This window comes from Nocardia sp. NPDC050435, from assembly GCF_040655395.1.
Classification (GTDB): Bacteria; Actinomycetota; Actinomycetes; order Mycobacteriales; family Mycobacteriaceae; genus Nocardia.
On the sequence record NZ_JBFAJW010000002.1, the window covers coordinates 155,378 to 174,528 of the forward strand.

General features: G+C 63.4%; 31 protein-coding genes. 7 read left to right on the forward strand and 24 right to left on the reverse strand.

Annotated features, from left to right (window positions below):
* Positions 1-8: 8 nt before the first annotated feature.
* From AB0I43_RS04995 to AB0I43_RS05045, 11 genes are all read right to left on the reverse strand, one after another.
* Positions 9-179, reverse strand: coding sequence for a hypothetical protein (locus AB0I43_RS04995; RefSeq protein WP_357431378.1), 171 nt, complete (start codon positions 177-179; stop codon positions 9-11).
* A 27-nt stretch (positions 180-206) separates the two neighbouring features.
* On the reverse strand, positions 207-617 hold the full coding sequence (locus AB0I43_RS05000) for a hypothetical protein (RefSeq protein ID WP_357431380.1): 411 nt from the start codon (positions 615-617) through the stop codon (positions 207-209).
* A gap of 448 nt (positions 618-1,065) precedes the next feature.
* Positions 1,066-1,269: a cold-shock protein gene (locus AB0I43_RS05005; RefSeq protein WP_357431382.1), complete on the reverse strand. Its 204-nt coding sequence runs from the start codon at positions 1,267-1,269 to the stop codon at positions 1,066-1,068.
* A gap of 26 nt (positions 1,270-1,295) precedes the next feature.
* Positions 1,296-1,739, reverse strand: a complete 444-nt coding sequence (locus AB0I43_RS05010; protein ID WP_357431384.1) for a hypothetical protein — start codon at positions 1,737-1,739, stop codon at positions 1,296-1,298.
* Between the two features lie 121 nt (positions 1,740-1,860).
* The gene (locus AB0I43_RS05015; RefSeq protein ID WP_357431386.1) at positions 1,861-2,436 is read right to left on the reverse strand and encodes a hypothetical protein; all 576 of its coding nucleotides are present in this window, start codon (positions 2,434-2,436) and stop codon (positions 1,861-1,863) included.
* Positions 2,433-2,711: a hypothetical protein gene (locus AB0I43_RS05020; protein WP_357431388.1), complete on the reverse strand. Its 279-nt coding sequence runs from the start codon at positions 2,709-2,711 to the stop codon at positions 2,433-2,435. The genes AB0I43_RS05015 and AB0I43_RS05020 overlap by 4 nt, the downstream gene beginning before the upstream one ends.
* Before the next feature lie 14 nt (positions 2,712-2,725).
* Positions 2,726-2,983 (reverse strand): cold shock domain-containing protein, encoded by a 258-nt coding sequence (locus AB0I43_RS05025; protein WP_357431389.1) that lies wholly within the window; start codon positions 2,981-2,983, stop codon positions 2,726-2,728.
* On the reverse strand, positions 2,980-3,354 hold the full coding sequence (locus AB0I43_RS05030) for a hypothetical protein (RefSeq protein ID WP_357431391.1): 375 nt from the start codon (positions 3,352-3,354) through the stop codon (positions 2,980-2,982). The genes AB0I43_RS05025 and AB0I43_RS05030 overlap by 4 nt, the downstream gene beginning before the upstream one ends.
* A 37-nt stretch (positions 3,355-3,391) precedes the next feature.
* Complete coding sequence (locus tag AB0I43_RS05035; protein ID WP_357431393.1) at positions 3,392-3,895, reverse strand: hypothetical protein; 504 nt, start codon at positions 3,893-3,895, stop codon at positions 3,392-3,394.
* Positions 3,896-3,967: 72 nt separating this feature from the next.
* The gene (locus AB0I43_RS05040; RefSeq protein WP_357431395.1) at positions 3,968-4,276 is read right to left on the reverse strand and encodes a hypothetical protein; all 309 of its coding nucleotides are present in this window, start codon (positions 4,274-4,276) and stop codon (positions 3,968-3,970) included.
* A 416-nt stretch (positions 4,277-4,692) separates the two neighbouring features.
* The gene (locus AB0I43_RS05045) at positions 4,693-5,034 is read right to left on the reverse strand and encodes a hypothetical protein (protein WP_357431397.1); all 342 of its coding nucleotides are present in this window, start codon (positions 5,032-5,034) and stop codon (positions 4,693-4,695) included.
* A gap of 99 nt (positions 5,035-5,133) precedes the next feature.
* Between AB0I43_RS05045 and AB0I43_RS05050 the strand changes: the two genes are divergently transcribed.
* The 6 genes from AB0I43_RS05050 (at position 5,134) to AB0I43_RS05075 (ending at position 9,860) form a co-directional block, all read left to right on the forward strand.
* Positions 5,134-6,000, forward strand: coding sequence for a DUF5753 domain-containing protein (locus AB0I43_RS05050; protein WP_357431399.1), 867 nt, complete (start codon positions 5,134-5,136; stop codon positions 5,998-6,000).
* Positions 6,001-6,004: 4 nt separating this feature from the next.
* Complete coding sequence (locus AB0I43_RS05055; RefSeq protein ID WP_357431401.1) at positions 6,005-6,385, forward strand: DUF397 domain-containing protein; 381 nt, start codon at positions 6,005-6,007, stop codon at positions 6,383-6,385.
* Positions 6,386-6,555: 170 nt separating this feature from the next.
* Positions 6,556-6,738 carry a DUF1508 domain-containing protein gene (locus AB0I43_RS05060; protein WP_357431403.1) on the forward strand — a complete coding sequence of 61 codons (183 nt, stop codon included), beginning with the start codon at positions 6,556-6,558 and terminating at the stop codon, positions 6,736-6,738.
* 71 nt (positions 6,739-6,809) lie between these two features.
* Positions 6,810-7,763, forward strand: a complete 954-nt coding sequence (locus AB0I43_RS05065) for an ATP-dependent DNA ligase (RefSeq protein WP_357431405.1) — start codon at positions 6,810-6,812, stop codon at positions 7,761-7,763.
* A gap of 359 nt (positions 7,764-8,122) precedes the next feature.
* Complete coding sequence (locus tag AB0I43_RS05070; protein ID WP_357431407.1) at positions 8,123-8,479, forward strand: hypothetical protein; 357 nt, start codon at positions 8,123-8,125, stop codon at positions 8,477-8,479.
* A gap of 130 nt (positions 8,480-8,609) precedes the next feature.
* A complete protein-coding gene (locus AB0I43_RS05075; protein ID WP_357431409.1) occupies positions 8,610-9,860 on the forward strand; it encodes an MFS transporter in 1,251 nt (416 codons plus the stop codon).
* 7 nt (positions 9,861-9,867) lie between these two features.
* Here AB0I43_RS05075 and AB0I43_RS05080 read toward each other — a convergent pair whose 3' ends face one another.
* Both AB0I43_RS05080 and AB0I43_RS05085 read right to left on the reverse strand, forming a co-directional pair.
* On the reverse strand, positions 9,868-10,314 hold the full coding sequence (locus AB0I43_RS05080; protein ID WP_357431411.1) for a hypothetical protein: 447 nt from the start codon (positions 10,312-10,314) through the stop codon (positions 9,868-9,870).
* Positions 10,315-10,354: 40 nt separating this feature from the next.
* Positions 10,355-11,059 (reverse strand): phytanoyl-CoA dioxygenase family protein, encoded by a 705-nt coding sequence (locus tag AB0I43_RS05085; RefSeq protein WP_357431413.1) that lies wholly within the window; start codon positions 11,057-11,059, stop codon positions 10,355-10,357.
* Between the two features lie 168 nt (positions 11,060-11,227).
* Between AB0I43_RS05085 and AB0I43_RS05090 the strand changes: the two genes are divergently transcribed.
* Complete coding sequence (locus AB0I43_RS05090; protein ID WP_357431415.1) at positions 11,228-12,526, forward strand: helix-turn-helix transcriptional regulator; 1,299 nt, start codon at positions 11,228-11,230, stop codon at positions 12,524-12,526.
* Here AB0I43_RS05090 and AB0I43_RS05095 read toward each other — a convergent pair.
* From AB0I43_RS05095 to AB0I43_RS05145, 11 genes are all read right to left on the reverse strand, one after another.
* Entirely contained in the window at positions 12,523-12,768 is a 246-nt protein-coding gene (locus AB0I43_RS05095; RefSeq protein ID WP_357431417.1) for a hypothetical protein, read from the reverse strand. The two genes, AB0I43_RS05090 and AB0I43_RS05095, sit on opposite strands and share 4 nt — an antisense overlap.
* On the reverse strand, positions 12,765-12,980 hold the full coding sequence (locus tag AB0I43_RS05100; protein WP_357431419.1) for a hypothetical protein: 216 nt from the start codon (positions 12,978-12,980) through the stop codon (positions 12,765-12,767). The genes AB0I43_RS05095 and AB0I43_RS05100 overlap by 4 nt, the downstream gene beginning before the upstream one ends.
* On the reverse strand, positions 12,977-13,189 hold the full coding sequence (locus AB0I43_RS05105) for a hypothetical protein (protein ID WP_357431421.1): 213 nt from the start codon (positions 13,187-13,189) through the stop codon (positions 12,977-12,979). Before AB0I43_RS05105 ends, AB0I43_RS05100 begins: the two co-directional genes overlap by 4 nt.
* On the reverse strand, positions 13,186-13,659 hold the full coding sequence (locus AB0I43_RS05110) for a RusA family crossover junction endodeoxyribonuclease (protein ID WP_357431423.1): 474 nt from the start codon (positions 13,657-13,659) through the stop codon (positions 13,186-13,188). Before AB0I43_RS05110 ends, AB0I43_RS05105 begins: the two co-directional genes overlap by 4 nt.
* Positions 13,649-13,924, reverse strand: coding sequence for a WhiB family transcriptional regulator (locus AB0I43_RS05115; RefSeq protein ID WP_357431425.1), 276 nt, complete (start codon positions 13,922-13,924; stop codon positions 13,649-13,651). The genes AB0I43_RS05110 and AB0I43_RS05115 overlap by 11 nt, the downstream gene beginning before the upstream one ends.
* A 46-nt stretch (positions 13,925-13,970) precedes the next feature.
* Entirely contained in the window at positions 13,971-14,744 is a 774-nt protein-coding gene (locus AB0I43_RS05120; RefSeq protein WP_357431427.1) for a PE-PPE domain-containing protein, read from the reverse strand.
* Positions 14,741-15,178 (reverse strand): hypothetical protein, encoded by a 438-nt coding sequence (locus tag AB0I43_RS05125; protein ID WP_357431429.1) that lies wholly within the window; start codon positions 15,176-15,178, stop codon positions 14,741-14,743. Before AB0I43_RS05125 ends, AB0I43_RS05120 begins: the two co-directional genes overlap by 4 nt.
* A 36-nt stretch (positions 15,179-15,214) precedes the next feature.
* On the reverse strand, positions 15,215-15,649 hold the full coding sequence (locus AB0I43_RS05130; protein ID WP_357431431.1) for a single-stranded DNA-binding protein: 435 nt from the start codon (positions 15,647-15,649) through the stop codon (positions 15,215-15,217).
* A gap of 515 nt (positions 15,650-16,164) precedes the next feature.
* On the reverse strand, positions 16,165-16,629 hold the full coding sequence (locus AB0I43_RS05135; protein ID WP_357431433.1) for a hypothetical protein: 465 nt from the start codon (positions 16,627-16,629) through the stop codon (positions 16,165-16,167).
* A gap of 105 nt (positions 16,630-16,734) precedes the next feature.
* Positions 16,735-18,258, reverse strand: a complete 1,524-nt coding sequence (locus AB0I43_RS05140; RefSeq protein WP_357431435.1) for a DnaB-like helicase C-terminal domain-containing protein — start codon at positions 18,256-18,258, stop codon at positions 16,735-16,737.
* Entirely contained in the window at positions 18,259-19,146 is an 888-nt protein-coding gene (locus AB0I43_RS05145; protein WP_357431437.1) for a phosphoadenosine phosphosulfate reductase family protein, read from the reverse strand.
* Between the last annotated feature and the right edge of the window lie 5 nt (positions 19,147-19,151).

Below are 19,151 nucleotides of genomic sequence, written 5' to 3' on the forward strand. Positions count from 1 at the left end.
TCTGAGTTTCAGAGATTTATCGCGCAGCAGATTCCCGCGCAGACCGTCGCGATCGATGCGACGATTTCCAGCTTTCGTTGAGCTGGACTCAGCCGAGGCCGGTAGTGGGTGTAGTCGATCACGGCGTGCCCGAGCAGGGCCGCCGCGAGGAGAATGACGGTTTGGATCAACCAGAACATCGTGAATAGTCCTGGGGGTTCACGTTTTTAGGCGGCGAGATTGTGTTCTGCCACGCAGCGTTGGATGCGGTTCTCCGGAATGTGCTGTTCGGCGTGCAGCTGGTCGGCGATGGACGCGTTCAGATACAGGCGAGCGAAGACGTTTCGGGGAACGTGGATGATGGGTTCAGCGGGCCGGGGTGCTGCGTTGGCGCGCCTGTTCTTCTTGCGGACTTTGTCGAGCTCGGTGACGGCTTTGCGGCAGGTGGCGCATCGTTCGCCGCGTCGCCGGTGTCGTCCGAACATCGCTTCGGTGCCGCATTCGGGGACCGGGCGAGGAGTAGGGGTTTTGTAGCGCGCTTCGGCTTCTTTGCACGCGGCGCACGCGGATTGGTTCGCGCGCCGATGCCGGGCGTAGCCGGTGCGGGTTCCACGGCGGTCCCCGCAAGCGGGATTCATGCCGCCTGAAGCCGGAAAGGAATGGGTAACATCGGACTACCAGGCGTGGCCGGTTGAATCCTGCTGGGCCGGAGCAGCTTTACCGTATTGGGCGGCTTTGCGGCGGGAGGGTTGATCTTGTCGGGCATGCTGGCAAATCTAGCAGCAGTGTTGCTCGGTCACCAAGCAACAGTCGAAAACAATTGCATGTGACCTACGACACATAGCCCCTTCGGCAGAAGGGGCGTAAGTGCGCGAACGCGATTGCGGCGGATGCGGTCTCGCGATTGATGGTCGACGATCGGACAGACCCCCGGTCAGGCTCCGGGGGCCGCCGCATTTGAGCGTTGTCCCCGCCAGACCCTCACCACGGGCGCTGGCGGCAGTGACCGCGAACCATTAGTCGGCGCGGATTCGGCGGCGGACCCCGCTCTCGGGCCAACTGCGAAGTCATAGCCTGTCCACGAAGTCAGACGCCTCGCACTTCCTGGGCCTGCGGTCCCCTGTTCCCGTGGCCGATCTCGAACTCCACGCGCTGCCCCTCATCGAGCGAACGGAAACCCGAGCCGACGACGCCGGTGTAGTGCACGAAAACATCGGGCCCCCCACCGTCTGGCGCGATGAAGCCGAAGCCCTTCTCACTGTTGAACCACTTCACTACGCCCTGAGCCATGTCAGGTATTCCTCTCACTCATTCTTTCATCCCGGATGAACGATTGCCGGGCCCTGCACCGGGCGTTCCGCCGAACCCATTGCAGTGTTCAGCATTACAAGCTGCCCGGAAGATTCATGTGGGTATTGCTGCTGGCGCGCAATGACTTTCGCACGGAGGTCGGTGTATTCGCGACGAGCACGGACATGTGATCGCAGCAAGTTCAAATTGGGTTTCTGATTCAGGAGCGGGGCGACCATGCGGTCAGCGTCATATTGGGACCATGTGTCGACAACGGCTGTGATTTTCTGCCCGAAACCATGGCAACCGACAGCGTTGTTGATGCCATCCTGCAAGGGCGGAAGGACATAGTCAGCGACGGTGTAGACGCCCAGATCCTCCAGCACCACACCGCCGTGCAAGGTATCGGAGATGGCCAGTTCCTCTTCAGGGCGGACCCATTGAGTCCGTTTCGCGATCATGTAGGTCACTAGCAAGATCGGCCGTCCGGGATGGAAAACGGGAATTATCATCTGAGCCGCCTGCACGATCTCGCAAGCGGTCGGCAGTAGGCACGCCCGCCGTGGAACCTTGTATCCCACCCTTCGCCCCCTAATCAGCGAACGAATGACTGTCACGCCAGTTCTGTTGGTCCAACGCTCTTGCGGCCGACCAGAGGTATTGGAGATCTCCACTGGGGCGCTCCGGCACTTCGGCCGCGACGCGAAATCGAGTAGCAGAAAGCTCAGAGCCACTGGTACGCACGAGATCCCACCGATTGCCCCGAGCATCGAAAATGGCAACAGCCTTCGCCAGTTGAGGTTTGGTGAACGGCGCGACCGGTGCCGCGCTGGCCTTCCGAACGATCTCGTCCAGTTCGCCGACTCCGTCAGGGGTGACTTGCGCTTCGTAGTACAGCCCGAAACCCCACATCATCAGCGGTGCTTCTGCCTGCAGGACCATCGCGGCGTCCACATACGGATGTGTCGATTCGGACCGAGGGAAGCTGGCAGATACCTCGCTCAGCGAGAGGTAGGAGAACGTAACCTCGCCGGTTTCGGGCTGCGTACCCAGTGCATATATGACCGCCTCGCCACCACCCGCGTGGCGCTTGAGTATTGCGTAGGTCAGGCTGTGAACCATAGCTGTCTGCGGGTACCGGATGCCCGCAAGATGTTCTTCGGTCACTTCCAATCACCCTCTACGCCAACCCAAACTTCTCGGCCCGCCTCGGTGATCAACCATTTCTTGTCGCCTCCAGTGGTGCCCGGCACGACCCTCGCCAACTTCAGCTTCTTCAGCGCCTTCAGCGTTACGCCCTGCCCACCTGGCGAGCCGCAGTCTCGCGCGACCGCGATCCAATGAGCAGTCTTCCCTTCAGACTGCCGGGCCAACACCCGGAGCGTATCCACCTGCGCCATCGTGTAATTCGTCTTCTTAATGCTTTTGGTGCCAACTGCCATCAGAGTTCCTATCGTCACTCGACGAGTTCAATGTTTACGGCTTCCGGGTTCCGTCTATCAGTCGTGACGGTGAACCGGAGCTGCTGTCCTTGTTCCAGATACTTCGGCTCATCAACGGTTGGCGGTGCAGGCACCTCGGAACTCCGAACCAAGACATCTTCACCATCGCTACAGGTGACGAATCCAAATCCGCCGTCTCTGTTGAACCATTTCACTCGGCCGTGGCGGACACCGGGCGACGATCCGCCACGCCTATCCAACTGAACACTCACGAGACATTCTCCTCTGAAGCATCCTGCGACCCGCCTAGACTGTTCTCAGCCAGTCGTTTGAGTTCGTCCATTTCGCGACTCTCGCAAGCTCTTTCGAGCCCGCTATTGATCAGTCGCCCTTTCGAGTTGCTAATCGTCAGTCGCAGAGTTCCGTCAGCTCTCAGTACGATGATCGTGGCCGTTCCGGAGTAGAACCGCTTGGTCAAAGTCCGTTGTGATTCCGGTCCCGAGAGACGCCATCCGTTGATGGCATCGGACGCGGTGATGCGATTCCATTGCGGCACCGCAGGAGCCAGTTGCCGTCGTTCATCGGAGCGGTCCCCCTTCCACCTGAGGCGTTCGAAGGATTGCCAAGCGGACTCGTCCGTCATTGCGTCCCTCCCCTGGCCTGTGTGCCGAGGTTCTGGATCATGGATCGCCGCCGCCCTCGGCGCGCTTGCTCCGGCGGGTGTCGACCTTTTTGGCGCGGGCGATCAGCTGGAGAAGATCGGGGAACTTGGTTCGAGGTCCCGGCCCGCTGGCCCATACACGGCGGTCATCTCCGGCGGTAGGAAGGCCAAGGCGACCGCCGAACGCAACGTGAACCTTCGATCCGCAGACGGTATGCACCGGGAGAAGCCCTGCAGTGAAGTCAACAGCTGGCGGTGGTCCACAGAGGAAGATCAATCGCGCAGCTTGCCCCTGCAGGGTGGGGTTCCAGAGCATCACCGAAACATCGGAAGGAAGAGCTTTCGACCTCAGCAATGCTCTCCCAACCGGCTCGGTCACGCTCAGCGAGGTGATTTCGGAATCCTTGCCCGCCTGCACGTACAGATCGCGCGAATAGGAGTCGAACTCAGCAGGGATGCCGAACCGTTGATAGTTGTCCAACTGCTGCTGAATGTCGTCTGGGATGCGGATGGTCTCGGTCATATCTACTCGCTTCTCAGTGGGTGGCGGCAGCCCAGCCGCCTGAAGTAGTGGCGACGTCGAGGCGGCAGAAGATCACCGGGACGCACCCGCCCCCGCCAATCTGCGCTGGTTCCGCTGGTCCTCTGCGCGCTTGCGTTCGAGCAATTCGCCCAGGGTCGCTGCACGCTGAACATGCAGCGGTTCAACGCGTTTCACGCGCGGCCGCCGATCGAACGTCGACGCGCCCGGCGGAGGCGGGCGCATCCGATCCGTTGGAGGGTCATACTCGAAAGGCTCACCCCAGCGCGCCATTTCCAACCGCACCGCGAGTTTCATTGCCAAGCAGATACAGGGCGCGACAGTGACCATCACGAAGGTCGAGATCAGCAAGGAGAGCGTCACCGTAGCTCCATTCCGATAGCGGGTCGTGTCGACGGTGTCGGCCAAAAGCCGTAGACCGATGGACGGGATCGATTGCTGAAGCTCATCTGCCTTCTCGCATTTCGGTAGACGGGTTAGACGTCTGGCAGCGCATGTCGCGGTTCGAAAGCAGCTGCCGGAGCGTGTAATTGGGGGGAATAGAGCCCGGTCGACTTGGCCACAGGTAGCCCTCTTCAGACGGCAGTCGCGGCCAGTGGAGTGCGTTGTCCGGCACGACCGCAACGTTCGAGCCAGGCGGGCGATGGTTCGGCCAGTCGGCTACGAAGTTCATCGCGGCCGTCCAGCACGCAGCGACATGGATTTGGATTCCGGCCGCGAACGTCAAGATGAGATGCACGTCCGGCTCCATCGGCCTGGGTGTCTCCGAGTTCGGCATGTCATCGCCTACTCATCAACTGGATCAAAGACTTTGAAACTGGCGGGATCTCGTTGGAGGACGGTTCCTGCAATGCCATTCCGACCAGTTCCAACGGGGTAAGGCCGAGTTCAGCTGCGAGGCCGCGAATCTCGGCTAGCGCTTCAACTGCTCGAATCGCGGTCGCCGCCTGGGATTCGGTCAGCTTCCGGCCACGGAGGTAAGTCACGACCCATACGCCCTGGCCGACGGGCGCTGCCTGATGGCGTGATTGGTCGCTGGTCATCAGTGCGTGTACAGACATGGTCCCTGCTTCCTGTCTGACGAATACAGGTGCGAACTGATCAACGATGGTGAGCGGCACCACAACTGACGGTAGCGCTGTCAAGTTGACAACGCAACATGCAGCGGGTGCTTTTCCGAAAGCGGTACGATCTGCCCATCAGAAGGAAGGGAGCCTGCCGTGCCGAAGAGCCCGACCGTGGCGCGCATGGAGTTGCTGCTTCGCCTCAGCCAATGGAGGACCGAGTCGAAGATCGATCCAGCGACGGGCGCGAAAGCCCTCGGAATCGGCACAAACTACTGGCACCAGTTGTTTTCGGACCGTCGCGCTCTGACCGATGAGCACTTCAATGCGATGCTCCGGCTGTTCGGAATCGCGCAGGGCTCTGAGGACGAGCGTGAACTGATCGACCTTCGCAAGACGGCCCGCGAACGCGGCTGGTGGATGGACTACGCCACCCTTTTCGACGAGGCAACACGCCGACTGCTGGGACTTGAGTATGGAGCGCAAAGCATCCAGACCTACGAAGGTCTGCTGATTCCGGGCCTGCTCCAAACTGAGAACTACGCGCGGGCGATCATGGCCTCGGACATTGCGCGAGTACGACCTGTCGACGCCGGGCTATACATCGAAGCGCGCTTGCGTCGACAGCAGCGCTTGAAGGATGAAGACCCTCTTCAGTTGACGGCCATCATCAACGAGGCCGCCTTGATTCAGGAGATCGGCGGCGCAGAGGTGCAGCGGGAGCAGCTTCTACACCTGTCGAGCATGATGCGCACCCGGCCGGACACGATCGACATCCGCGTCGTTCCGCTCACCGCTCGCGAGCGACCGATCTTGCTCGGTAGCCCGTTCCATATTCTGTACTTCGAAAGCCCGCTTACGTTTCCTGTCGTCTACCACGAGTCGGTGGTGATACGAGGGATCATCGACGAGCAACCCCGCGTGCGCGAGCTGCGCATCATCTTTGAAAGTCAGCTGGAGCGGTCGCTGAGTCGTGAAGCGACGTTGACGCTGATTGACGAAATCGCAGATAGGATAGCCTGAAAATATGAGCGCTTTTTACCCCGTCAGCAGCAACAACGGCGGCTTCTTCAAGTCGTCGTACTCCAATGACGGCCAAGGCTGCGTGGAAATCTGCTTCGACGGCGAACGCGTGCTCATCCGCGACAGCAAGTACACAGGCGAGCCAAGTCAGCAACCAGCTATCGCCGTTTCGGCTTCTCAATGGGACTCAGTGCTGGCCTTGGTCCTGAGCATGGAACCAGGTGCCAGCGGAGGCGTGAAGCTCGCACTGCATGAGGACGGCGGTGCCCTCTTTACCGGCCCCAGCGCAGGCAACTCCGAGCAGGACGTGAAGCTTGTCTACAACCTCACGGAGTGGGACGCCTTCCTAAAGGGCATCAAGGACGGCGAGTTCACGCGCCGCTAAACACTGACAACAGCTCGTCAGCCCGGCACAGCGGTGGTAGCACGCGGTGCCGGGCTTTCGTGTTGTAGCTGGAGCCGCCACTTCGTGCCGATCTCGATGCCTCCACAGCGGCCCTACCAGGGAGTATCGTTCGGAACATAAGCGTTTCCGTTCGACGTGAAGCGAGGTAGATGATGGCTGCGAAGTTTGAGATCTACACGGGTGAAGACGGGAAGCCGCGCTGGCGGCTGGTTGCGCCCAACGGCGAGAAGATCGCCTACGGTCAGGGGTTCGCCAGCAAGGCCGGGGCCGAGGTCAGCATTTCAGCGGTGCGCACGCATGCGGCTACTGCCAGGGTTGTTGACCTGACCTAGCAAGTCGGCCGCCTCTCGGCAGGAGCGAGCAAACCGACCGGCATATATTTGCTATTGGTATGCTCGCAGCTGTGTCTGTGCCAGCGCCGATGTTGGCGACCGCTGGGCGGCCGCCCGAGGATTCGCGCCTCTGGGCACGGGAGCTGAAGTGGGACGGCATGCGAGCGGTGGCCGTGGTTTCAGCTGGTCAGTGTCGGTTCTACAGTCGCAATCTACGCAACGTCACGCCAGCGTTCCCGGAGCTGGCGGCCGAGGTCGGAGCGTTGGCCGGAAAACGCTCGATGATCATCGACGGCGAGATCATCGCCCCTGAACCTTCAACTGGCGCACCGTCTTTCGTGCGCCTACAGCACCGAATGCATGTCGCACGGCCAACCGTCGAGTTGATCCGGGCATATCCCACTCAACTGTTTGCTTTCGATGTGCTGGAGATCGAGGGTCGCTCGACGATGGCGTTGCCCTACTCGGAACGCCGGTCGCGCCTCGTCGACCTGGAGATCAACGCCCCCCTGGTGCGCACTCCCCCGTCGTGGACCGATGTGGGCTCGGATGATCTTCTCGTTCTGGCCCAGCAACACCACCTCGAGGGGATCGTTTCCAAGCGGCTGGACTCGGTGTATCGCCCTGGTCAGAGATCGCGGTTGTGGGTCAAAACCCCGTTGCGGCGGTCGACGGACGTCATCGTTTCCGGGTGGGTCGCGGGAAGCGACGGAGGGCGGAGTCTCGGGTCGTTGGTTCTCGGGGCCTACAACGACTCGGGCCAGCTGGTGTATGTCGGCCACGTGGGCAGCGGCTTCAGCTCGGCCGCCGCCCAGAGCCTTCGCCAGCGGCTGGACGGCCTCGCTCAGGACGACCATCCGTTCGATTTGCCGCCGCCGCGTCAACGACTGGTGGCGACCAGATGGGTGAGGCCGACGATCGTCGGTTCAGTGCATTATCGAGAGTTCGTCGGCGCGCTCCGCCACGCTAGCTGGCAGGGTGTCCGGCTCGACGTCGAAGCCCGCGCTGTCCATCTCCCGCCATAAGCCGATCGCGCACGAACGCGACCACCGAAGCTGTTGCAGCGTCGCGGTTTCAGGAGTTGGGTGGCTGTCGACAGACGCAGTCCGCGTCGCGGTCGGGGGTGTAGACCGTCCAGCCACACAGTTGGCAGTAGTGCGTCCTGTGGCCCGTCCGGGTCTCGGTCCTGCATGGGGCCCATCCGACCAGTGCTCGCCATGGCTCGTCGGGATGGCGCTCCGCCCGTTGGGGGCATTCCTTGGGGGCTTGTTCGACCCATCGTCCTTCGGCCAGCTTGATGAGTGGGGGTTCCACCGATACCTCCTCGCGTCACCTAGATTGTCGAACCTATGTTCGATTATCCTATTCGCAGGAGGTGCTGAGGATGGAGCTGCTGGATAGGGACCTGGAGGCGCTGATCGGCGCGGTCATCGACGCGATCCGCGCGGCGCATGAAGCGGACCCTTTCGCTCCGGCCGGTGATGATGCTCTCCTGGGCCATGTCCGTCGTGAGGTCAACCCGGCCGCCGAGCCTGCGCTGATCCTGGATGTCCTGCGGTTGCTGTGGATGCCGCAGCTCGCCTACGGCCCCGCCGAGACCCGGCAAGCAGTCCTGATGCGCATTCGGGAGTTGACCGGCGAGTTCGTGACCGAGCCGCCAGAGGACATCGCCGATGATCCAGACCTTGTCAATCAGTGGCACGAGCGCAACCGTGTCCCGGCGCACGAGGCCGCCGCCTAGGACAGCCCTGGCAAGTCGATCTCGCGCGATCCCTATACCTGGGCTGCAATCCCCCTGAACCTATTGTCCTGGTTGGCATTCGGGGTGGCGCGCCCAAATCTGCGCCGATGATCGATTACTGTGCCGCCCCGTGCTGAAGTTGCTGCGTCGCGGTCCGATACTGGCGGTCTGGATTGCGCAGCTGCTATCCATCCTGGGCGACAGGTTTTTTGCCCTGGCGATCATGTGGCTGGCATTAGAGCGGTCCGGACCGATCGCGATGGGCTTGGTCGCGATTGCCGAAAGCGTGCCGTTCGTGATTGTCGGCATGGTCGGGCACCGGCTGTTGACTCGTGTCGCCTCGCTGCCGGTCCTGGCCGTGATCGATGGCGGCCGCGCCGTGTTGGTTCTCGCGATCCCCTGGGCTTGGGCGACAGGCGGAACGCCCGGCATGCTTGTGGTGGTGGCGGCCCTGGGGGTGCTCGGGGCGGTGTTTGATCCGTCGTTGGGCAGCTTGGTGCCCGAGCTCGTCGACGATCTCGAACGGCCCGCGCTCGTCGCGCTGATGGATTTGACCGGACGCATCGCCCGGATCGCGGGTCCGGCGGCGGCGGCCGTTGTGTTGCTGGTGGCCCCGATGACGGCGTTGTTCGCCGCTGACGCCGCGACCTTCGTCATCTCGGGTTTGGCGCTGGCTTGGGTGGCGCGCGCCCGCGTCTTGGCGCACAACCACTCGGCAGCCGTGCCCGGCGCTGGAGTCGCAGCGCCGACGCGTGCTCGGCAGCTGCTGCGCGCGCATCCGGAGTTGCTGGCGGCGTTCGCGGTTCAGGGGGCCGGTTATTTCTTGACCGCCTTGCCCGCGATCGGGTTGCCGTTGCTGCTCGCTCATCACCTCGGTGTCGGGCCCGCCGTCTACGGGTGGGTGATGACCGCCAGCGGAGTTGCGGCGTTGCTCGGTAACCTGACAGCCTCGCGGCTGCGGGCGGGCAGCGGGTTCACGGGTCGGTTCTGCGCGGGGTGGGGGGCCAGCGGGCTGTTGATGGTGGGCACGGGCGCTGTCTCGAACTTGGGGTTGGTGGTCGTCTGCGCTGTCGCGGCGGGGTTCGTGACGCCGTTCATCGGCATTGCGATGGCGACGCGGCTCACCGGGTTCGCGGGCCCGCAGCGGCTGCGGTTGTTCTCGGTCAATCACATGGTGATGCGGGGCGCGGGAACCGCTGGGATGGCGACGGTTCCGGCGTTGATTGCCGACAATCCGGCGCGGGGGTTCGTGCTCGGCGGGTCCGCGTTGGCGGCGGTGGCGTTGCTGGGTTGGGTGCTGGCACCGGCGGCCGGCGGCCGGAAGATTCGGCACGCGCACGTGGTGGAGACCGCGCCTGCGGCCTCCACCACGAGGTCATGAGGTCGGATCAGGACGCGTCGACCAGGTAGTGGGTGACGCTGATGCCCTCCACGGGCAGGCCGATGCGCTCGTAGATCCGCTTGTGCATCGTCCCGAAGGTCGCCTCACGACGCTCCTGATAGAACGCCTGGTCGTACCAGGCGACTCCGAGGATCACGGTCCCGCCGCCGTGGGGGTTGTCCGGGTCGGCCTCCCAGTAGGTGTTGGCCCAGTCCCACAGCATGAGCTCTTCCGGGCGGTTGCGCAGCTTCTCGTCGGATTCGGCGAGGGCAGCCACGGTCCTTTCGGCGATCTCGGCGGTCGGGCACTCGAAGCGGCAATCCGACATCGCGTACAGCGCCTTGTCGCCTCGGCGTGGCGTGCCGGGTCCTTCGCCGACCAGGACCCGAATGCGGGTGATCGGGTTCTCGGGGATCAACTTCATCGTCGGTGCGGGTGCAGTAGGTGCGGACATGGTCGTCGCCTCTCTCTCGACTTGTGTTCCCCCGCAACGGCTACGGCTGCGGAAGTGTGAGGGGCATCCATCCCGGCCGTGCGCTGGCGCTGCCGCGCCGGAACGCGGCAGGGGTGCAGTAGCGGATGTTGAGCCCGATCCGTGGGTGGTCGGTGGTGTTGGGGCCGGAGCGGTGCAGTAACCGGACGTCGAAATGCAGTGCCTGCCCGGCGCTCATCGGCATAGCGGTGTAGCGAACCCAGTCGTCGACCGCGTCGGCGGCGGTCAGGCCGCGCCCTCGGCGTGTGGGCGGTCCGTATTCGTGAGGCAGGTACCCCCACGCGTGTGAGCCGGGCACAGCCTCGATTCCGCCTGCTTCGGTGCTGGCGTCGCTGATGGCGACCCAGCAGGCGACTGCGCGAGCAGGGTCCAGCTCCATGTCCTTGTTGGTGCCGTCCTGGTGCGGCGGGACAGCGAAGTCGTCGCTGACCTGGCCGTGCGGCCATTTTATGAGTAAGAAGGTGTTCTCGATCGCTGCGGCCGGGCCCAGCAATTGCCGGACAGGTCCCGCGATGACGGGATGGGTGGCGATCTCGACCGCCCACGCGTGATCCAGGTGGGGATTGCGCATGACCTCGCTGTGGGCGGCGCGGTGCTGGTCGGCGAGTGCGAGCGCGAGTGCGTGCGCTTGATCAGGCGGTGCCCACCGGCACGGGGCCGCGTGCCCGTTGTCGCCGAACAAAGAAGTCACGGTGCTGTTCGTCATCGCTCAACCTCGTCTCCACGTCGATGCCTCCATTGCATCGGGTGAATTGCGGAGTGAGCCAGGTGAACACATCAACTCTCACATGGAATGTCACCTGCGCGAAGCCGTCCGCAAGCCAGCACGGCGCGCTACCGTTAGTGGTACCGGTGTCGAACAAGAGGTGTGCCGGTGGACCCGGACCGTATTGCGTTGGGCTCCATGGCCCGTCAACTCCGGCTCAAGCGCGACCTTCGACAGGTCGACGTGGCGTTGTTGTGCTTCGTCGACCGAACCTATATCACCCACATCGAGCGTGGCGACTCCAAGGCTCCTCGGACGTTCTGGGAACGCCTTGATCGAGCGCTCGTCGCGGAGGGAAATATCCTCGCGGAATACGACGCGCGGGCCGCACGCGCCAACACTTCGGCCCTCACGTCGAACGGCTCCGCCGCGCAGGCAGTGGACCTACACTCCATCCTCAGCATGGACCACCTCGATGCAGACCTGGAGGCATGGGTGAACATGAATCGCAGAAAGGCGCTGACGGTGCTGTCGCTGGCGGGCCCGCTGGCTCTACTCAGCGGTTCGGCCACCGATCCCGTGTCCCGGCTCCGCGCATTGGTGGAGCTGACCGACAGCCACTACGACCAACTCGGCCCCCAAGCGGTGTGGTCTCTGCATCGTGGCCAGGCGGCCATGGCCGACAGACTGCTCAACAGCTGCCCGACAGGCACCCGGCCGCCCCAGCTGCTGTCGATCCGCGCCGAGTTGGGGCGGCGACTCGGGTGGATGGCCTATGACGCCGGTGATCTGGAGCAGGGTCGCGCCGAGTACACGAAAGCGCGCAAGCACGCGGACGATGCGAACGATCCGCGTGCTTGCGCGTTAGTGCTCTGTAATTGGTCGCTCTTGGAAACCCGGGACCACCAGCCGGGGATCGGACTCGACCATGCCGCAGCGGCGATGGAGTGGGCCCGAACCTCCGGGGATCGTCGTCTCATCGCCTATGCCTCCGACATGAGCGCCGAGGCTTACGCCGCTCGTAGCGATGAACGCCGATGCCGCACGGCGCTCGACTTCGCCGAAGAGGTCATCAGCAGCGGTGCGGAGTCCCCCACCCCTGACCACACCTACGGCCCTGGTCTGTCGGCCGGTTTCCGCGCGGAATGTCTACTGACACTAGGACTTCCGCAGGTTGCGACGCCAGCTGCGATTGCCTGCGTCGAGCAGTTCGAGGTTGACACGGTGTCACGTGGCTTTGCTGAGGTGGGTTTGGCCAACGCGCTCACACTCGGGGGAGAAGTCGACGAGGCCGCAAGGCTGTTGGGCCATGGTGCGGACTTGGCGCTGGCGTTCGGCTCTCCCAGGCTGGCCATGGAGGTGTGCGAGAGCCACGAACGCCTCACGGTGTCAGCACCCGATGCGAGCACCGTGCGCCAACTCGGCGCGAAGCTAATCCATCATGGCCTCGCCCCAGCAGACCTCTAACGTTCGACTCGGCCGCGTGCCGGGCACTGATGGACCGAGAGCAGGTCGGCTTCGTCACGAGGAGTCAGCGGCCGGGTCAAGCCGGTGACGAGGACTTCGGCGCAGTGCCCGCAGGAGTAGGTGATGCCGTCGCCGATCTCCTCCTCCTCGGCTGGGCTTCCTGCGTGTGTGGATGGGTCGAAGGCATCCCATGTCACGCTCAGCACCTCGCGGCCGAACAGCGCCAGTGACAGCGTCTTCACCGGCTGCTCTCGATGTGCTCCCAAGCCAGCCACCCGGCAAATGCCAGCAGCACCAATGGCCACACCCAGAACAGGGCGATCGTGACCACCACGGTGAGGACGACGTCGAGGAAGTCCAGATACAAGCCACCGAACAGGTACTCCGCAGCGACGTTCACTGCGAAGCCGAGGGACAGCACGAAACCGATGATCAGGTACCAGTTCATGATCACTTGCCCGCCTTCGCCAGCTCACCTCGGGCGAACAGGACCACGCCGAGGACCATCAGCAGCGGCCACGCCACCACCAGGCCGACCGCCATCGCGACGATCGCGGCCATTCGTGTACCGGTGATCTCCTCGGTACCAGGGTTGGCGACGATGACGACGCCGAAGCACAGCGCCAGCAGCACGCCGACAGTCAGATAGAAGAACACGATCACTCCAAACATGTTGTGCAATAAGGGTTTAACGACAGCCCGTACAGGCTGGAGACGACCTCGGCGAGACTGCCGGAGTCGGAGGGGGCGATCAGGATACGAACGCCCGGTTCCTCGCCGAGTTCGGCGATGCGTTTGGCCAGCGGCATCCGATCGACCTGCGCATCGTCACGAAAAGCGATGCCGGTCAACGCGTCCGCGCACCCCCGGGCAAGCTTCTCGATGTCCGGTCTCTTGGTCGCCGGGGGCGTCGGCCGGGTCCGTGGGGTGCGCTGCGGCCGCGTCATCACGAACCCCAGACCGAGAATCACGGGGCCGTCGATCATCGGAATCTGCTGCGCTACAGCGTGATACGCGATCAACTCGCGCCACGGCTTGAGATACCGTGAAGACTCGTACATGTTTCCGGCGCGACCGAGGTTCTTCGATCCCTGCGGAGCCGCCCGCCCGGCGACATAGAAGTCAACAATCATCGACCGCCCAGCCCCCGTCCGCGATCTGCTCTAGCCGGTCGATAGCGCGCTGGTAGTAGGCGGTATATGGCCATTCCGGCACCGGGACACCGGCCCACACCATTCCTGCTGGTCCCTGTTCGAGTCCGTAGGCGGCGCACTCGACCATGACTGGACATCCCCGGCACGCCTGCACCACTTGTCCGGTTTGGCCGCGTCCCCGGTTGTCGGCCTCCCATTTCTTCAGCTCATGGACTGGAGCTCCGCGACACTTCGCGGCCACCATCCAATCTCTCTCCACACCCAAACCTTCACCCCTACAACGGGATTGACTACTCGCGCACGTGCGCGTTGATGAGATGTGCCAGTTCCTGGCAGTACGTGCGACCAGCGAACTGGCCGATCGGGGCACTGATGTACATCGTGTGTTCGCCGCGAATCAGATAGTTCAGCGCGTCGTCGACCGCTCGCCTGGCGTCCCACCAGCCCGGTTGCAGAAACCATTTCTGCCCGGAGTGCTCCAGCGCTCGTTCCACCAGATCCACTCCCCAACGTGCTGGATCACTGATCGAGAATCGGCCGGTCAGATCCGCGAAACCTCGCAGCGGACTGTTGGCCGGGCAACTACAGATCGGATCGCGCGGGTTAGCGACTTCCCAGATCGGAATATCGGTTGGCCAGGGCTTATGGGCTCCGGCGATGCCGTAGCCGCTGACACTGCCGTCGATGCTGGCCCAGCCCGGCGCGCGGTGCGGGTTGGCGACGAGGGCGGCGAACGACAGTTCGATGTCTGGGAATGCTCCGGCCCCCAGCTCATCGAGCAGCCGGGACACGATCGTCGCGCCCTGCGAATAGCCGATCAGCCCGACGAGGCGGTCTGTTGCCCGGATCGCGGCAACCAGCGCGTCCAGGCCATCTTGCACCGAGGATTCGTAGTCGATGCCCGCCCAGTCCGGCATCGGCCCGTAGGAGGCCGGATAGACCACCGGCGTGCTGGCGAAGCGGTCGGAGTCGAGTTCCTGGGTGACCGCTGACAGCAACCCGTAGACTCGCCCTGGGAAGTGCGGTCGTTCGCCGGTGCCCGCAAGGGTGAGGACGTCGATCATCGGAAGCTGATCTTCAGGTCCGTTTGCGCGGTCTGCAGGCGCTCCACAGCGGCGACCACGGCCGGGTTGCGGTTCGCGGCGGAGCCCTTCAGGACAAGCGCCAAATCCTCTGCCAGCGTCGGGGTTTCGGCTTCCTTCAGCTTGACTGCCATCGCCAGCGCGCCGAGCTGAATGTAGTAGTCGAGTTCGCTGCCGTGCATGGCCGGGCCACCGACGCTACCCTCCGCGCGCCAGTATCCGGACATGTCCCGCCGAGGGGTCGGCAGCGAAACGACTGCCGCCCGGCGGATGTTCTCGAAGGCGGCCGAACCGGTGTTCCTGCTATTGGGGATCAGGAAAGAATGCAGCCCAAGGGAATTGGGGTGGTCGGCGATGACGCGTGTTCCCTCGGTGTAGTCGCCGATGGCGACCGAGGACAGGATGGTTTCGGCCATGGGTGTTCCCTCTATTCAGTTGTGTGTGCGTTAGGGTCAGAACGGCGGCGCGTCGTCGCCGCCAGCGGCGTTGCGTGCGGCGGCCTGTGCGATTCCACCGCCGCCGCGTTCGGCTTTGTTGATTTTCGTGGTGGCGTAGCGCAGTGAGGGGCCGACTTCGTCGACATCGAGTTCGACGACGGTCCGCTTTTCGCCCTCAGCTGTTTCGTAGGATCGCTGTTTGAGTTTGCCGGACACGATCACGCGCGAACCCCGGGACAGTGATTCGGCGACGTTCTCAGCGGTTTCACGCCACACGGAGCAGCGCATGAAGAGGGCGTCGCCGTCCTTGTATTCGTTGGTGTCCTTGTCGAAGATTCTGGGAGTCGACGCGACAGTGAAGTTCGCGACAGCCGCGCCGCTACTGGTGAATCGAAGCTCGGGGTCGGCGGTCAGATTCCCGATAACAGTGATGACGGTCTCGCCAGCCATGCAGTGATTTCCTATTCAGTTGTGTAGGGGTACCCCTGTCGTCCCGTCGCGACCCCACGCCGCGACGGGACGACTCACCCATTCAGAAGGATTTCGCAGACTCCGCGTGTCAGATTACACGGGCCACATCGATGAAGATTCGATGTTCAAAAGGCACTATACAGGCCGGGTTCGATTTCAACAACACGAAAACCCTTTATCGGCTCCGTAATTCATTCTCGGTTGCCCAGCACGGATAGCTTCGGCCCGCATCGACCAAACCTGCCTGCGACGGCGTCAGGCACTTGACGTAGGGCTTCGATCGGTATTGCACTTCCAAGTGGCTGCGGGCCGCTCGGTCCCCGGTGAAGGTTGCGTGGCATTGCGGGCAGTGGCAGACATTATGGGCGCTGAGCGGCCATTGATTGCTGCACCCCCGGCACTTCACCATCTCGACTGCCATCAGGTTGATTCCTCTTCACCGCTACAACTCTTCACGCGCGACAGCGCGACCATGTGCGTGCTACGCCTCGGCGCTACTGCGCAGAGCCGCCGGAGTCCAACTGGCTCAGATCATGGATCTGATCGGCAAGCTGAACAACCTCGGCTTGAACATCGTTGACTGTCCACGCCGGGCTGCCCTGGCGCAGAGAGCTCATCATCTCTGTGAGCAGATCAAACGCGGGGCCGGGCTCAATGTTGAGGTCGGACAGATGCGACCGACGCCACCAGTCCCCAGCGTGGGCGGTATCGAACCCGACCCATTGCCCGTCGTGGGCGGTCAGTCCCCCATGCACCGACACTTCCAGGTCGAGGCTCGCGCATACGTTCCCGGGCGCGCGCACGTAGGCCGTCAGACCGAACTCGTTTCCGTGAATGCACCAGGGCAACCCGTGGTGTCTTCCCCACCGGACCACCTCGGAGTACGAAGTCCACGGGCAGTCCACGTGTCCTTCGATCGGCAGCTCGTCGCTGCGGCCTTCAGTTCGCTCATCCATCATGCTCTCCTCCCCGTGCACCTACCGCAGATTACAGCGCCACTGGCCATGCGACTGCATCAGTACGGGCGTTCCGGAAGGTTGCCGCTCAGCCCGCATCAGAACGCATTATCCAATCCTTGCCATATGCCCGCGCCACGGCAACGTAACAATCGAGGGTGCGGGACCGGTCCTGTTTTTACCTACAATAATCTCGACATCGCCTGTCGGCAAGTTCTCGAACATCGGATGATGAAGCAGCGCAACGACATCCGCGTTTTGCTCCAAATCTCCGGTTTCTTTGAGGTCGGATGGTTTGGGAGGCGCGTTCTGCTGTTCGGGTCCACGGTTCAATTGCGAGGCGAGGATGACGGCAATGTTGAGCTCTTTCGCCATTACCGAGCATTGCCATGACGCGTGGCCGACGACCTCGCGGCGAGGGAGTCCGGACCGCGAGGGCTTCACCAACGCGATGTGGTCGATGGCGAGGATTTCCAGACCAACAGTGGCCTTCATCTGCTCGGCGATCGACCGGATGTTTTCGATCGTGAGTGCGGAGTGGTCGATCAGAAACAGCTCGGTCTCGGTAGGACGGTTGGAGTCGAGATAGATCTGCACGCGCCGCATTTGGGTTTCGTCGAGCGCACGTTTGGTGATTTGCCCGTAGTGGGCTCCAGCTCCGCTTGCCACCAGCCGAGAAGCCATCTCCAATTCCGGCATTTCCAGGCTACACATCAGCGTCGGGGCTCTCTGCGTCTCGGCGATGTGCTGCACGAGATTGAGGACGCTGATCGTTTTGCCTGAGCCTGGGCGGCCCGCGAAAACGTATGTGCGCCCAGGGTGCAATCCGCCCGCCAGGACTTCGTTGAGGGGTTCCCACGGGGTCGGGTACACGCGGCGCTGTGAGGCCGGGGCGTGCAGCCACTTCACCCAGTCGGCGATCACCTCGTCGAAACGGCGTACACCTTCCGGGGCGGTCGGGCGGACCACCGTGAAGTCGTCGAGTCCTCGCCCGGCCGCGATGTGGTCGGCGGCGTCTTTACCGATCGCGGGTTCGACGATGACCACACCTGCGTGCTCACCGAGGACTGCGGCGACACGGAGAGCATGTGCGAGGCCGACATCGTCCATGTCGCGCACGACCAGGACTGCGCGGCCGTGCAGCGGGCTCCAGTCCCAGCGTTCGGCGTCGGTGTTCGCGCCCTGCGGTGGAGACACCGCGAAGGCCCCCAGGGTCGCCAGTGCGCGAACGTCCTTCTCGCCTTCGACGACCCATACCGGTTGCTCTGGGTCGGTGGCCAGGTTTTCGATGTTGAACAGCGCGCGGCCGGTCTTGTTGCCGGACTGGGTGAATCGCTTGCGGCCGCGCTCGTCATAGAAGCGGACCACTGTGCGGCCATCGGAGTAGGGGTAGGTGGTGCTGGCGGTGTCGTAGAGGTCGGCCATGGTGAGACCGAGGTGTTCGAGCACATCGTCTCGGTCGCCGTTGTGGACCCACAGCAACACCCCGTCCGAGCTACGCCGGAACACAGTGCCCCGGTCCTGAAGGCTGTGGCCGGGTGTAGAGGCTGAGCCGTGCTCGCCGTGGTCATCGACGGCGCAGCCCGCAGCGCGTAAGGCAGTTAGGAGGCGTTCGTAGGCGTTGGTGGACACTCAGGCCGCCTGCTGGTTGTCGAAGGATGCCTCGCAGCTTGAGCACAGCGCGCCGGAGCGTTGTCGGCGGCGGCCCTGTCCGTGCCCCCACTGGTTCAGGGGTGGCGGGTGCCCGGCGGCGGTGACTTCGGCGGCGAGGGCGTCGATCTCGGCGGCGACGTGGGGGTACCACGTTCGGATCTCGTCGAGTTCGTTCGGCTTGGCGAAGCTGCCGCATAAGCATTCGCCTGACATGTGCAGCAGCTGGCTGACTGGATTGGTCGGGACGTCGGGATGCATCTGCCGGTAGGTGTTGAGATCCAATGACGTCCAGTTGGCCAGCGGTGATGCCCAGATGACGGAGTAGATCCGTTCGTGCAGGGGAATCATGTTGCGCCGCTGCGATTCCTGGCGGCGGCGGCCTGCGAGAAACAGCACTCGTTCGTGGCGGCCGTCGTTGACGAGTTTGCGTCGGGCTTGGCGCAGTCCGCGTTCCTTCAGGCGCTGGTACATCTTCCAGTGCATGGCGGGCCCGGGAAAGCCGCGTTCGATCACCAGCTCGCGGAAACTCTGCGGCGGGAACTCCTCCATCAGCGGGATGCCCCAGTCGGCGCATGTCGCGCGCACGAACTGCCGGGTTTCCTCGATGCCGATCGTGGTGTTGCAGTGGATGGCGTGGGTCACGCGGTCGCGGAACATGTGGGTCAACGCTGTTGAGTCCGCGCCGCCGGAGAACAACGAACAAACGGCCATCAGTCGGTGGGTTCCCAGATGCTCTGCCAGCGCGGAGGCCACGATGGTGTTCGCTTGGTCCGTTAACGCGATCACCCGGCGCTCGCGGTCGGCCGGGCTCAGCGCTGCGACCTCATCCAATGGTGTCGGCGCGTCCATGCCCGGTGGGCGATACATGCGTG